Here is a 14,462-nt window from a genome sequence, read left to right on the forward strand (position 1 = left end):
ACAGGACACCGGGAGCCGACCCTTGAGCGACGCGCAACCGACCCAGGCCACGGAGATCACAGCGGCAGTCAGGCAGGTCCTCGGCGACTCGCTCGGCTACCTCTACCCGGCAGCACTGCGCGTGGCCCTGCGCCACGACATCGCCGGCCTCCTCACCGACGGACCCAAAACCAGCCAAGAACTCGCCCGACTCACCGGCACACACGCCCCCTCCCTCCACCGCATCCTGCGCTTCCTCGCCACCCGCGGCATCTTCGAAGAGGACCAGCACGCCACCTTCCGCATGACCCCCGCCGCACACGTCCTGCGCACCGACGTCCCCTACTCCGTACGCTCAACAGCCCTGCTGTTCACGGACGAGATGTACTGGCAGTCGGCCGGACGCCTCGAAGACACCGTCCGCGACGGCAGCACCGCCTTCAACGACATCTTCGGCGCCCCCCTCTTCGACTACATCCAGGCCGACGGTGAGCGCGAGCAGTTGTTCAGCGACGCCATGGACACCATGTCCATGACCGAGCAGAACGGCGTCGTCGCCAGTTACGACTTCCCTGGGACGGGAACGGTCGTCGATCTCGCCGGCGGTCTGGGCGGCTTCCTGCGCACCGTGCTCGTCAGTAATCCCGGCCTGCACGGTGTCCTCTTCGAACGTGAATCCGTCCTCCAGCGGCACAAGTTGGACGAGCCCGCGATCGAGGGGCGTTGGGAGACCAGCGCGGGGGACTTCTACGAGCGCGTGCCCTCCGGCGCGGACCTCTATGTCCTCAAGCGCATCATCCACGACAAGAGCGACGCCGACAGTCTGCGCATCCTGCGCACCGTACGCGGTGCCATGACCGAGCGGTCGCGCCTGCTGATCGTCGACCCGGTGCGCCCGCACACGGACATCCCGCCGTCCGTGACGCTCTCCGACATCGTCATGCTGACGGTGTTCGAAGGTCTGGAACGCACCGAGCAGGAACTCGAGGAACTGCTCGCCGCCGCGGAACTCAAGTCGCTCAGGGTCATCTCCACGCCGACGGCCCTGTCCATCGTGGAGGTCGCTCCGGCCTGACCTGGCCGTGGCTGATTCTCCCGCCGGGGACGATCTCCACTGTTAGCGTCCGAAGCCGGTTCGTCCCAGCACCCTCGGAGGCAGGCATGACTCAAGGTGAGACAACTGCGGAGCGCGGCATCGTCGAACCCGGCTACACGCACTTCGACGAACTCGATTCGATGGGCTTCGTGCACAACTCCCGCTACATGGTTCTGGTGGAACGCGCGCTGACCACGTTCTGGGCACGCAAGGGATTCGCGTACACGGACGGGAAGTACACCCATCCCGACGTGTTCCTGGCGGTGGCGGAGTTCTCGATCAGCTACCGGGCGCCCATTCGCGGTACGGGCGAGATCGGCGTCCACCTCTGGATAGACAAACTCTCCGACACCAGCGCGGTGTACGGATTCCGCGTCCTGTCCGCGGACGGCGGCGTGGTGCATGCCGAGGGACGGCGGGTGCACATCCGGCTCGACCCCAAGACGCTGCGCCCCACCTCGTGGAGCGCCGAGTTCCACGACGTCGCGAAGACGCTGCTCTGAACCCGGCCACCTGGCGCCTCGGCGTGAGGGGCTGAACAGCGGCGGAGAGGTCACCTTGCGGCCCCGGGCTTGCCGGCCCGGGGCCGCGGTGATGTCCCGACGCGTCGGCGGGCCGGTGTCAACGCCGGGTCAGAGTCCGGTCAGCCGTCCGGACGACACTGGCCGTGTTCACCGACGCGAGATGCCCGGCCGGGTGGAGATCGGCCGTACCGGCTCACGGGACCGGGCACACTCCCCCCAGACCGAAGGGCCACGATGACCCCTGAAGCCCGGTCCGTCACCGCCACGGCCTCCGTGCCGGACACGCCCGCCGAACCGGTCACGCGGGTCGGACGAAGGTTCGTGGGCGGCATCGCGCTCGTCAGTCTGGGCATGTGGACCGCGTTGTACACGCCCGTGCAGGTATTGCTCGCCCAACAACTGGAGACGATCGACCCGCACAACAAGGCCTCGGCACTCGGTCTGGTCACCGGGCTCGGCGCGGTGACCGCCCTGGTCGCCACCCCGCTCGCGGGCGCCCTCTCGGACCGCACCACCTCGCGTTTCGGTCGCCGCAGGCCCTGGCTGGCCGGCGGCGCGCTGGGCGCCGCGCTGGGTCTGGTGGTCCTGGCCCCGCAGACCACGGTCACCGGCGTCGCACTCGGCTGGTGTCTGGTACAGCTCTCTCTCAGCGCGATGCTCGCCGGCCTGGTCGCCGAGGTGCCCGACCAGGTCCCCGTCGCGCAGCGCGCCGTCGTGAGCGCGTGGGTGGGGGCCACCCAGCCACTGGCCGTCGTGCTCGGTACGGTCCTGGCGACCGTCGTCGTGAGCGGTCCGCACGCCGGATATCCCTTGGTCGCCGCCGCCGTGGTCCTGCTCGCCGTGCCGTTCGTGTCCTCGGTCAGGGACGCACGGCTGCCGCGCTCCGCGGTGCCCGCCGTGAACTGGTCACGGTTCCTGGCCGGGTTCTGGATCAGCCCTCGTCTCCACCGGGACTTCGCCCTCGCGTGGCTGACGCGACTGCTCGTACAGCTCGGCAACGCCACGGGAACGCTGTACCTGCTCTACTTCCTGCGCGACGAGGTGCGCTACGAACAACGGTTTCCCGGGCACAAGGCCGAACAGGGCCTGCTGACTCTCGTGTCCCTCTACACCGTCGGCATCGTGCTCACCGCGTTCGTCGGCGGTGTGGTGTCCGACCGGCTCGGTCGGCGCAAGTCGCTGGTCACGGCGTCCGGTGTGGTGATCGCGCTCGGCTCGGCCCTGCTGGCGATCCGGCCGACGTGGCCGACCGCGCTGGTGGCCGCGAGCCTGATGGGCCTCGGTTACGGCGTCTACGTCTCGGTGGACCAGGCGCTGATCACCCAGGTGCTGCCGACGGAGGGCGACCGCGGACGGGACCTCGGCGTCATCAACATCGCGAACTCCCTTCCGCACGTGCTGGCACCGGCCATCGCCGCCGTACTGGTCACCCACCTCGGAGGCTACCGGGCGCTCTTCGCGTTCGCCTCGGTCCTCACCCTGCTCGGCGCCGTGCTGGTCCAACGGATCCGCAGCGTGCCCTGACCGGCGACAGGCCCCTCCCCGTCAGGCCGACTCCCTTGATCGGTCCGGCCGTTCGGCCTCTCCTGGTCGAGGCCGGCCCATGACCGCCGAGGCTTCCGCGCGGCTTCAGCGGCAGCGGGGGCAGCTCCGGCGCGGCCGGCGGAGCACCGTCGTACCCCTTCACCTCACCGAAGCGGGTGCTCTTGGCCCAGTCCTGACGGGCTTGTTCGATGTCCTCCTGGGTACGTCCGATGAAGTTCCACCACACATTTTCAAGGACTGCGATCATCCCCGTCCGGGTGGTCCAAGTGCCCCCACGAGTAAAGGATTTGATACCGGAGCGCGGCTGGGAAGCAGACCGAGGAGTCCGGGTTCGCCGCTGGATGAACACGTTCGACCACAAGGTCGTGGACGGCAACCCTCGGGGGATATCAAACCTCCCCGGTACGACCCGACACGTGCCGGTGTCAGGCGCGCTTCCTGCACGCAAGAGGGCGAACCAGGGAGCGGGATCGTGCGGCGCCGATGCGCGGGCGGGGGCGGAGCGTCTCCGCAGAGGTCGGCCCCCGATGGGTCTGCCGGTGCCCGGGCATCTTCCGCCCGCGCACACTCAAGGAACTCATCGTCGCCGGCCCAGGTACCGGGTTCGGCTGATTGCACTTTATGCAGTCACCCTCGGTGTGGCCAAGCCTGTCCCCCGGCACCGCCGGTGTGCCGGGGGACGGCCCAGCCGATCAGCAACAGCGGACCAACCGCGTCGAAGGCCGCCCGCAAATGTTCTGCGCCATGTCTGTCTCCGCGTTCCGCGCACACACGCAGACACGCACACACGCAGACACGCACACACGCAGACATGATCGCCCGTACCGACACCCGCTGCGCAGGGGCGCCGCAGCGGGCACAGCGACGGATCCTGACAACATCGGCCTGTCGGTCGCGGACGCCTCCCACCTCCTGTGGATATCAGCCCTGTTGAGCTCGTTCAGACGTATTCCGCCGCCGCGTCCAGCAGCCAGTGCGTCAGGTAGTCGGCAAAGGACGAACGGACCAGTACCCAGAACCCGGCCTTGGGTTCGTCCCTGGCGACCAGCACGATCTGTGTGCGGGCCAGGGTGGTCTGGGCGCAGCACCCGGCCTCGAAGATACGCGGGTGCAGATCCAGGGGGCAGCCATGTGCCAGCAGGTCACGGGCACGTGGACCCGTGATGAGGAGGGTGGTGCGCTGGGCGGAGACGTCGGTGACAGCCACGGGCTCGTCGCGGCTCGCCGCCCTGATCCGGCTCTCCAAATCCCGCTGACCGCCGGTCGGACCCACCACCAGCCATTCGTCGGGGCCCAGCCACACAGCGGTCAGCTCGCCGGCGCGTACGACGGTGTTGGGTTCGAGGGGCAGCTGGAGGCCCAGCGCGAGTCCGACGGCGTCCGCTGCCGCTCCCTTGGCGTCGAGCCGGACGTTGACCTGGGCCAGGAAGGGGAGTTCGGCCAGCCGGACCGCGCCCCCGGAGGTGCGCGTCGCGGCGGCCAGGCGGTCGGCGGCATGCGACAGGGGACTGCGGCGCGGGATGGTAAGGGCGGTGTCAGCCATCGCGGCGGGCTCCCTCGGGGTCGTAGAGGACGGGGCTTGCGACGGTCACCGGAACCAGCCGGTCGCGCGCGACGGCGTAGAGCCGCTCGCCGATGCGGTCCCGGCCGCCCTTGACCAGGGCGAGGGCGAAGGTCCGGCCGAGCGCCGCGCTGCGGTAACTGGAGGTGACGTGGCCGAGCATCGGGACGGGCGGGGCGGGCAGCACGCTGTCAGCAACCAGCTGCGTGCCTTCGGGGAGGAAGGCGCCCGGATCCTCCGGGAGCAGGCCGACCAGGTGCTTGCGGTCGGGGCGGACGGCGTCGGCGCGGGCGTAGGAGCGCTTGCCGATGAAGTCGGGCTTCTTCTTCGACACCGCCCAGCTCATGCCGAGGTCGTGCGGAGTGACGGTGCCGTCGGTGTCCTGGCCGATGATCGGGTAGCCCTTCTCCGCGCGCAGGACGTGCATGGTCTCGGTGCCGTACGGGGTGATGCCGAACGGGGCACCGGCCTCGTACAGCGCCTCCCACAGGGCGAGCGCCTCCCACGGTGACACATTGATCTCATAGGCCAGTTCGCCGGAGAAGCTGATCCGGCACACCCGGGCCTCGACGCCCGCGACGGTCGTGTCCCGCCACGCCATGAACGGGAAGCTGTCGTTGCCCACCGCCAGCGCCGGCGCGAGCGTCCCCAGCACCTCGCGGGAACGGGGGCCGACCAGGGCGACGGTGGCCCACTGTTCCGTGACGGAGGTGCAGTGGACGCGCAGCCCGGGCCATTCGGTCTGCAGCCATTCCTCCATCCAGTCCAGTACGGCGGCCGCGTTGCCCGTCGTCGTGGTGACCAGGAAGCGGTCCTGGGCGAGGCGGATGACGGTGCCGTCGTCGAAGATCATGCCGTCCAGGTGGCACATGACGCCGTAGCGGATCATGCCGACCTTCAGGGTGCTCATCATGTTGGTGTAGAGGCGGTCCAGGAAGACGGCGGCGTCCGGGCCCTGTACGTCGATCTTGCCGAGGGTGGAGGCGTCCATGAAGGCGACGGCGTCGCGGGCGGCGGCGCACTCGCGCAGCACGGCGGTCTCCATGTCCTCGCCGTCCTGCGGGTAGTACCAGGGCCGCTTCCACTGGCCGACGTTCTCGAACAGGGCGCCGTGCATGACGTGCCAGTCATGCAGAGCGGTCGTACGGATCGGGTCGTGCAGTGCGCCGCGGTCGCGGCCCGCGAGCGTGGCGAAGGAGACCGGCGTGTAGGGCGGGCGGAACGTCGTCGTACCGAGGGCCGAGACGTCCACGCCGAGCAGTTCGGCGACGACGCCGCCGGCCAGGACCCCGGAGGTCTTGCCCTGGTCGTTGGCGGTGCCGGCCGTGGTGTAGCGCTTGGTGTGCTCGACCGAGCGCAGGCCGGCGCCGGTCGCGCGGGTCAGGTCGTCGACGGTGACATCGCGCTGGAGGTCGACGAAACGGGGTGCGCCGGCGGGGCCGGGGACGAGGAAGACCTGCATGGCGGGCGAGTGCGGTTCGGCGGCCACCTCGGGGAGGCGGGGCGCCTCGGAGGCGTAGCCCTCGGCCTCGATCGCGCGGGCACCGGCGGCCGCGCCCTGAGCGAGGGCCCGGGCCAGGTCGAGGACGCCGTTCGCGCTGCCCGCGACCTCGACGGCCTGGCGGCAGGTGCCGGGGACGAAGGAGCCGAGTGTGTCGTCGTAGCGCAGCTTTCCGCCCGCCTGGCTGAACAGGTGCGCTACGGGGTTCCAGCCGCCGGAGACCAGCAGCAGGTCGGCGGTGAACTCCCGGGTCCCTGCCGACTCCCCGTACGGAGCGGCCGTCACGGCGGTGAGCCGCGGGTCGCCTTCGGTGCCGACCACGGCGTGTCCGCTCAGCACCTCGATCCCGGACTCCCGGGCACGGCGCGCCCACTCCCCCGGCTCGGGCCGGGTGTCGACGATCGCCGCGACGTCCACGCCCGCCGCCGCGAGATCCAACGCGGCGGCGTAGGCGCTGTCGTTGGTGGTGAAGACGACGGCGTGGCGGCCGGGAAGGACGCCGTGGCGGTTGACGTAGGCGCGGGCCGAGGCGGCCAGCATCACACCGGGGCGGTCGTTGTCCGCGAAGGCCAGCGAACGCTCGTGGGCGCCGGTGGCGAGCACGACGCGACGGGCGCGGATGCGCCAGACACGCTCGCGGGAGACATGTTCCGGGGCCTCGGCGCCGAGGTGACTGGTGCGGCGCTCGACGGCGAGGAGGTGGTTGTCGTCGTAGTGGCCGAAGACCGTGGTGCGACGCAGCACGCTCACCTCGGGCGCGGCTTCGAGGAGCGCGCCGATCTCTTCCGCCCAGTCGAGGAGTTCGCCCGACCCCGGCAGACTGCCGCCCAGTTCCGGCCGGTCGTCGGCGAGGATGACGCGCGCTCCGCTGCGCGCGGCGGCTGCCGCGGCGGCGAGTCCGGCCGGTCCGGCGCCGACCACGAGCAGGTCGCAGTGCGCGTGGACGGCGTCGTAGCGGGCGGGGTCCGGTTCGGTGGCGAGGCGTCCCTGACCGGGCAGGCTGCTCGCCACCAGACCGTCGTACAGTTCGACGGTCGTCGCGGGCAGCATCGGCTCGGGGAAGGGTGCCTCGATCTGGATGACGGCGTTGGGCTCCTCGACACCGGCCGAGAAGATGCCGCGCGGGCGGCCGAGCTTGATGCTCGTGCCGGCCTCGATGACGCCGTTGGCGAGGAGGGCGGAGGCGAGGGTGTCGCCGCGGAAGCCCTCGTACTCCGTACCGTCGAAGGTGAAGCGGAGGCGCTCACCGCGGTGGACTCGGCCGCCGGTGGGCAGCCGGAACGGTTGGGTGGCGACGGGAGTGGTCTCTTCCCCAGGCCCGCCCCTTCCCGAAACCGGGGCTGCCGTCCCGGACCCCGCGGGGTCCGTCGACGACTGCGGGGCCGTGGGCGGGTTGTGCCCACCTGATCCGCCCTGCGGAACGCCTGCCCACAACCCGGGCCGGGTGGAATCGTCCGGCCTCGGCTCGCCCGAGCGGTACACGGAGAGAATCTCGTTCGTCGCCGTGTCGCGCACCGCGTTGAACCAGCGGCGGCATCCGGCCGCGTGACTCCAGCGTTCGGCGAACGGGCCCTTGGGGTTGTCGCGGAAGAAGAGGTAGCGCGCCCACTCCTCGTCGGTCAGGGCGGCGGAGTCCTCGGGACAGGGCACGTGCGCCTGGCCGCCGTAGTGGAACTCGGCCTCGTCACGGGGCCCGCACCAGGGGCATGGGATGAGCAGCATGGGTTCGGCTCCCTAGTGGGCCACCGCGGCCGCGCCGTGCTCGTCGACGAGCGCGCCGGTGGTGAAACGGTCGAGCGAGAAGGGGGCGTTGAGGTGGTGAGGGGTGTCGTGGGCGATGGTGTGGGCGTAGACCCAGCCGACGCCCGGGGTGGCCTTGAATCCGCCGGTGCCCCAGCCGCAGTTCAGGTAGAGGTTGTCGACCGGGGTGAGTCCGACGATGGGTGAGGCGTCGGGGCTGACGTCGACGATGCCGCCCCAGGTGCGCAGCACATGGGCGCGGGCGAAGACCGGGAAGAGTTCCAGGGCGGCGGACATCTGCTCTTCGATGATGTGGAAGGCGCCGCGCTGGGTGTAGGAGTTGTACGAGTCGATGCCCGCGCCCATCACCAGCTCGCCCTTGTGGGCCTGGCTGACGTACACATGGACCGCGTTGGACATGACGACCGTCGGGTGCACCGGTTCGAGGAGCTCGGAGACGAGCGCCTGCAACGGGTGGCTCTGCAGCGGCAGTTCGATGCCGGCCATGGCGGCGAGCACCGAGGTGTGGCCGGCCGAGCAGAGCGCCACCTTCCCCGCCGCGATCGGGCCGAGCGTCGTCTGCACTCCTACGACCCGGCCGCCGGCGATGTCGAGGCCCGTGACCTCGCAGTTCTGGATGATGTCGATGCCGGCCGCGTCGGCGGAGCGGGCCAGGCCCCAGGCGACGTGGTCGTGTTTGGCGATGCCGGCGCGCGGCTGGTAGGTGCCGCCCATGACCGGATAGCGCACGTCGGGCGAGATGTTGACGATCGGGCAGACGTCCTTGACCTGCCGCTCGTCGAGCCATTCGGCATCCACGCCGTTGAGCCGGTTCGCCTCGACGCGGCGCACGCTGTCGCGGACGTCCTGGAGGCTGTGGGCGAGGTTGAGCACACCGCGCTGGGAGAAGAGGATCGGGTAGTCGAGTTCCTCCTCCAGTCCCTCCCACAGCTTGAGCGCGTGCTCGTAGATCCCGGCGCTCTCGTCCCACAGGTAGTTGGAACGGATGATCGTGGTGTTGCGGGCCATGTTGCCGCCCGCCAGCCAGCCCTTCTCCAGCACGGCGACGTTGGTGATGCCATGGTTCTTCGCCAGATAGTGGGCGGTGGCGAGGCCGTGGCCGCCGCCGCCGACGATCACCACGTCGTACGACCGCTTGGGCTCCGGCGTGCGCCACAGCCAGTCGGGGTGCTCGGGGAGCTCGGCGCCGGGGGTGCGGGGGCTCATCGGACTTCTCCGGCTTCTTCTGCTTCTGCTTCTGCTTCTGCTTCTGAAAGGTGCGGGTAGAGCGGGTACTTGGCGGCCAGCGCCTCGCTGCGGGCGCGCAGGGCGGCGATGTCGCGCTCGGGCTGGAGGGCCAGGGCGATCACATCGGAGACCTCTTCGAAGTCGTCATCCGTGAAGCCTCGGGTGGCCAGCGCCGGGGTGCCGATACGCAGTCCCGAGGTGACCATGGGCGGGCGTGGGTCGAAGGGTACGGCGTTGCGGTTGACGGTGATGCCGATCTCGTGGAGCAGGTCTTCGGCCTGCCTGCCGTCGAGCTGGGAGTCCCGCAGGTCGACCAGGACGAGGTGGACGTCCGTGCCGCCGGTGAGGACCTTCACCCCGGCGGCCGCCGCGTCGGCCCGGGTGAGGCGTTCGGCGAGGATGCGGGAGCCGACGAGCGTACGGGCCTGGCGCTCGGCGAACTCGGGTGACGCGGCGACCTTGAACGACACCGCCTTGGCGGCGATGACGTGCTCCAGAGGGCCGCCCTGCATGCCGGGGAACACCGCCGAGTTGATCTTCTTCGCGAGGTCGGCCTCATTCGTGAGGATGACGCCGCCGCGGGGACCGCCGAGCGTCTTGTGCGTCGTCGTGGTGGTGACGTGGGCGTGCGGTACGGGGTTGGGGTGCAGCCCGGCGGCGACGAGGCCGGCGAAGTGCGCCATGTCGACCATGAGGAGGGCGCCCACCTCGTCGGCGATCCGCCGGAAGGCCGCGAAGTCCAGCTGCCGCGGGTACGCCGACCAGCCCGCGATGATCATCTTGGGACGGTGTTCCTTGGCGAGGCGTTCCACCTCGTCCATGTCGACGAGGTTGTCCGCCTCGGCGACGTGGTACGGCACGACGTTGAGCATCTTGCCGCTGTAGTTGATGCGCATGCCGTGCGTGAGGTGCCCGCCGTGCGCGAGATCGAGGCCGAGGATGGTGTCACCGGGCTGCAGCAGGGCGAAGAAGACCGCGGTGTTCGCCTGGGCGCCCGAGTGCGGCTGGACGTTGGCGAACCCGGCACCGAAGAGGGACTTGATCCGCTCGATGGCGAGGCGCTCGGTGACGTCGACGTGTTCGCAGCCGCCGTAGTAGCGGCGGCCGGGATAGCCCTCGGCGTACTTGTTGGTGAGGACCGAGCCCTGGGCCTCCAGCACGGCGACGGGCGCGAAGTTCTCGGAGGCGATCATTTCGAGGGTCGACTGCTGGCGGTGCAGCTCGGCGCGGAGTGCGGCGTGGACCTCGGGGTCCAGTTCCGCCAGGGGGGTGTTCAGCGCGTTCATACGGCGTTCGCGTTCCTCTCGGCGGCCTCGACGACATCGGCGAGCAGCATCGCCCGCGTCATGGGTCCTACGCCCCCGGGCATCGGCGCGAGCCATCCGGCGACCTGGGCGGCGTCCGGGTGCACATCGCCGACCAGCCCGTGGTCGGTGCGGGTGATGCCGACGACCAGGACCGTGCCGAGCCCGGGCGGGTGACCGTCGGTGGCCGTCGACTTGTTCACGCGTTCGGCGAGTTCGCGACGGATCGCGGCGGCGGTCGCCTTGCCGTCGAGCAGCTGTGCGGTCACTGGCGGTACTCCTTCCCTCGAAGCCGACGATGTCGTGCTAGCCACGGAGGCGGGACATGGTCGGGTCGAACAGGGGTTCCTCGGCGACGACCGCCTCGACGCGCTGGTCGAAGTAGCCGATGTGCACGGTGGTGCCGGGGGTGGCGAGTTCCGCCGGGAGCCACGCGTAGGCGATGCCCTTGCCGATCGTGTAGCCGTAGGTGGCGCTGGTGACATGGCCGACGGGGCGTTCGCCGTCGTACACCGGCTCCTTGCCCAGGACGACGGCCCCCGGGTCGTCGATGGTGAGGCAGGTGAGTTTGCGCCGCACGTCGGCCTTGCGCCGCTCCAGCGCGGCCTTGCCGATGAAGTCGTCCTTGTCGAGCTTGACGGCGAAGCCGACCCCGGCCTCGTAGGGGTCGTGTTCGTAGGTCATGTCGGTGCCGAAGGAGCGGTAGCCCTTCTCCAGGCGCAGGCTGTTGAAGGCGCCGCGGCCGGCGATGACGCCGCCGAGCGGCTCGGCCGCCTGCCACAGGGTGTCCCAGAGTTTCTGGCCCTGGTCGGCAGTGGTGTAGAGCTCCCAGCCGAGCTCACCGACGTACGACAACCGCATGGCGGTGACGGGCACCGAGCCGATGTAGGCGCGCTTGGCGCGGAAGTACTTCAGGCCGTCGTTCGAGAAGTCCGCGTCGGTGAGGGGCCCCAGGACCTTGCGGGCGAGCGGTCCCCACAGGCCGATGCAGCAGGTGCCCGGGGTGATGTCACGGACCTGGACCGTGCCGTCGGCGGAGAGGTGGCGGGTGAACCAGTCGAGGTCCAGGTTGCCGTTGGCGCCGACCTGGAAGAGGTCGCGGGCCAGGCGGGCGACGGTGATGTCACTGCGGATGCCGCCGTCGTGGTCGAGGAGCAAGGTGTACGTCACTGAGCCGACCGACTTGGCGACCTTGCCGGTGCACAGGCGCTCCAGGAAGTCGGCGGCACCGGGGCCGCTGACCTCCAGGCGCTTGAGGGCCGTCATGTCGTACATCGCGACGGTCTCACGGGTGGCCTGTGCCTCGGCGCCGACGATGGGCGACCAGTAGCGCGCGGCCCAGTCGTTGGGCGTGGGGATGGAACGGCCCTCGACCAGGCCCGCGTTGGCCTCGTACCACTGGGGGCGCTCCCAGCCGTTCGCCTCCAGGAAGAAGGCGCCCAGTTCCTGCTGGCGGGCGTAGAAGGGGCTCGTGCGGATCGGGCGCGGGTCCCCCGACGGCTGGAGGGGGTGCAGGATGTCGTAGACCTCGACGAAGTTCTGGCAGTCGCGGGCCAGGACGTACTCCGGGGCGAGCTGGTGCGGCTCGAAGCGGTTGACGTCGCACTCGTGCAGGTCGAAGGACGAGCAGTAGCCGTCGACCAGCCATTCGGCCATGGCCCGGCCGACGCCGGCGGAGTGGGTGACCCAGACGGCCTCGGCGACCCAGAAGCCCTTGACGTCCGGGGATTCACCGAGGAGCGGCTGGCCGTCGGTGGTGAAGGAGAACAGGCCGTTGATGCCCTCCTCGACCTTGGCCTCCCGCGTCGCGGGGAGCAGGGACTGGGTCTCGGTCCAGGCGTCCTCGAAGTCGTCCTCGGTGAACTTCAGGACCGACGGCATCACGTCGGCCTCGTCCACGGACAGGATGTCGTCGACGGAGACCGGCATCGGACGGTGGCCGTAGTAGCCGATGCCCAGGGTGTCGAAGCGGTCGCGGTAGTAGAGATCGGCGTCCTGGTGGCGCAGGATCGGGCGCACCGCCTCCTCGGTCTGGCCCGCCAGCGCCGGTACCGGCCCGGTCCAGGCCAGTTGGTGGCCGAGGGGGGTGAGCGGGAGGTTCATGCCGACCATGCGGGCGATCTTCGGGCCCCAGATGCCGGCGCAGCACACGACGATGTCGGCGGGGATCTCGCCCTGGTCGGTGAGGACGCCGATGACGCGGCCCTCGCTCTGCCGCACGTCGAGGACTTCGTGGCGGGCGAGGAAGCGCACACCGCGCTCGGTGGCCCGGCGGATCTGCGCCTCGACGGCGAGGACGGCCTGCGCGAGGCCGTCGGTCGGTACCAGGAGGCCGCCGAGGACCTTGTCCGGGTTCACGAGCGGGTGCTGCTCGACGCACTCTTCGGGGCTCAGCAGCCGGGCCTCGATGCCCCAGGCGGTGATCCAGCCGTGGCGGCGGTGCAGCTCCGCGACGCGCTCGGGGGTGGTCGCCACTTCGAGGCCGCCGACCTGCAGGAAGCAGGGTCGGCCGTCGACGTCGAGGGAACAGAACTTCTCGACCGTGTAGCGGGCCAACTCGGTCATGGTCTTGGAGGAGTTCGTCTGGAAGACCAGGCCCGGGGCGTGCGACGACGATCCCCCGGTGGCAGGGAGCGGGCCCTGGTCGACCACGGTCACTTCGGTCCAGCCTCGCGCGGAAATCTCGTCAGCGAGCGCCGCTCCCACGACGCCCGCTCCGATGATGACCACTCGGGGTCCCGCCATCGCCGCACCTCCGACTTGAAAGCAATCAAGTTGCTGTCTGCGCAACATGCTTCAGGTTGCGCAACTCAATGTGCCTGTCACGAGGAGTGGGTGTCAAGGGGTCCGTGACGTCGGAGAACAGCCCGAAACGCGACGGGGCCCGGCAGGCTGCCAGCGCAGCCTGCCGGGCCCCGTCCGGCGGGTTTCCGGGTCGCTCGTGCGTCGACGGTCCAGCTCCGGAGGGGTGCCGGAGACGGAGCCGTGTCGCGCCCTACTTGATCCAGGCGTCGACCTTGTCGCGGTTGGCGTCGACCCACTTCTTCGCCGCGGCGTCGTCGGACATCTTGTCCTGGGCTATGTACTTGGCCACGGTGTTCTGGTCGTCGTTCGTCCAGTTGAAGTTCTTCACCAGGTTGTAGGCGGGGCTGCCCGACGTGGAGAACTTGGCGCTGACGATCTTGTCCAGGTCGTACACGGGATAGTCACAGGCGACCTTGGCCGCGACGGCGTCGCAGCCCGTCGTGTACTTCGGCAGGTTCACCTTGACCAACGGCACCTCGGACAGGAACCACTGCGGCTCGTAGAAGTAGCCGATCACCCACTGCTTGTTCTTCTCGGCGGTCCGGAAGGCCTGGATGAGAGCGGTCTCGCTGCCCGCGTACACCACCTTGTAGTCCAGCTTCAGGTTCGTCACCAGCGCCGCGTCGTTGGTGACGTACGACGGGTCGCCGTCCAGGAGCTGGCCCTTGCCGCCCGACTCCGAGGTCTTGAACTTGGACGCGTACTTGTTGAGGTTCTTCCAGTCGGTGATGTCCGGGTGCGCCTTGGCCAGCCACGGCGGCACGTACCAGCCGATGATGCCTTCGTTGCCGGTCTGGCCCGCCTCGACGGCGGTCTTCTGCCCGGAGATGTACTTCTTCTTCAGGTCGTCGTGGCCCCAGTTCTCCAGGACCGCGTCGACCTCGCCCGTGCCGAAGCCCTGCCAGGCGATCTGCTCCTTCAGGTCCTTCTTGTTGACCGTACAGCCGAGGTCGTGCTGCGCGACGTACGCGACGACCGCCGCGTCCGCCTCGTAGCCCACCCACGGGTTGACCGCGAGGTTGAAGGTGCCGCACTTGCCCGAGCTCTTGGAGCCGGAGGGGGCGTTGCCGCCGACCTTCGCTCCGCCGCATGCGGTGAGAGTGAGACCGAGGACGGCCAGGCCGGCCGCGCCGGTTCGCCAGTGTCTTGCCATGGTGTC

The 14,462-nt window shown here is 69.9% G+C and carries 9 protein-coding genes and 2 pseudogenes; 3 read left to right on the forward strand and 8 right to left on the reverse strand.

From position 1 onward, the window contains the following. Positions 1–22 precede the first annotated feature (22 nt). From ACIQRL_RS38645 to ACIQRL_RS38655, 3 genes are all read left to right on the forward strand, one after another. Positions 23–1,054, forward strand: coding sequence for a methyltransferase (locus ACIQRL_RS38645; protein WP_401340591.1), 1,032 nt, complete (start codon positions 23–25; stop codon positions 1,052–1,054). 86 nt (positions 1,055–1,140) lie between these two features. Beyond that, a complete protein-coding gene (locus ACIQRL_RS38650) occupies positions 1,141–1,578 on the forward strand; it encodes an acyl-CoA thioesterase (RefSeq protein ID WP_401340593.1) in 438 nt (145 codons plus the stop codon). 255 nt (positions 1,579–1,833) lie between these two features. After that, positions 1,834–3,123 carry an MFS transporter gene (locus tag ACIQRL_RS38655; RefSeq protein WP_401340595.1) on the forward strand — a complete coding sequence of 430 codons (1,290 nt, stop codon included), beginning with the start codon at positions 1,834–1,836 and terminating at the stop codon, positions 3,121–3,123. A 94-nt stretch (positions 3,124–3,217) separates the two neighbouring features. Here ACIQRL_RS38655 and ACIQRL_RS38660 read toward each other — a convergent pair. From ACIQRL_RS38660 to ACIQRL_RS38695, 8 genes and pseudogenes are all read right to left on the reverse strand, one after another. Then, a pseudogene (locus ACIQRL_RS38660) lies at positions 3,218–3,370 on the reverse strand (pirin family protein); the annotation flags it as partial. Positions 3,371–4,084: 714 nt separating this feature from the next. After that, a complete protein-coding gene (locus ACIQRL_RS38665) occupies positions 4,085–4,687 on the reverse strand; it encodes a sarcosine oxidase subunit gamma (RefSeq protein ID WP_401340597.1) in 603 nt (200 codons plus the stop codon). Beyond that, a complete protein-coding gene (locus tag ACIQRL_RS38670) occupies positions 4,680–7,928 on the reverse strand; it encodes a sarcosine oxidase subunit delta family protein (protein WP_401340599.1) in 3,249 nt (1,082 codons plus the stop codon). Before ACIQRL_RS38670 ends, ACIQRL_RS38665 begins: the two co-directional genes overlap by 8 nt. Positions 7,929–7,940: 12 nt before the next feature. Further along, positions 7,941–9,173: a sarcosine oxidase subunit beta family protein gene (locus ACIQRL_RS38675; RefSeq protein ID WP_401340602.1), complete on the reverse strand. Its 1,233-nt coding sequence runs from the start codon at positions 9,171–9,173 to the stop codon at positions 7,941–7,943. Further along, complete coding sequence (gene glyA, locus ACIQRL_RS38680; RefSeq protein ID WP_401340604.1) at positions 9,170–10,480, reverse strand: serine hydroxymethyltransferase; 1,311 nt, start codon at positions 10,478–10,480, stop codon at positions 9,170–9,172. The genes ACIQRL_RS38675 and glyA overlap by 4 nt, the downstream gene beginning before the upstream one ends. Next, positions 10,477–10,659: pseudogene (locus tag ACIQRL_RS38685) on the reverse strand (bifunctional methylenetetrahydrofolate dehydrogenase/methenyltetrahydrofolate cyclohydrolase); the annotation flags it as partial. The gene glyA and the pseudogene ACIQRL_RS38685, both read right to left, overlap by 4 nt. Positions 10,660–10,804: 145 nt before the next feature. After that, positions 10,805–13,243 carry an FAD-dependent oxidoreductase gene (locus tag ACIQRL_RS38690; RefSeq protein ID WP_401340606.1) on the reverse strand — a complete coding sequence of 813 codons (2,439 nt, stop codon included), beginning with the start codon at positions 13,241–13,243 and terminating at the stop codon, positions 10,805–10,807. Between the two features lie 250 nt (positions 13,244–13,493). Further along, entirely contained in the window at positions 13,494–14,456 is a 963-nt protein-coding gene (locus ACIQRL_RS38695) for an ABC transporter substrate-binding protein (RefSeq protein WP_401340607.1), read from the reverse strand. Positions 14,457–14,462: the final 6 nt, after the last annotated feature.

The organism is Streptomyces sp. NPDC091209 (assembly GCF_044757755.1).
GTDB lineage: Bacteria > Actinomycetota > Actinomycetes > Streptomycetales > Streptomycetaceae > Streptomyces.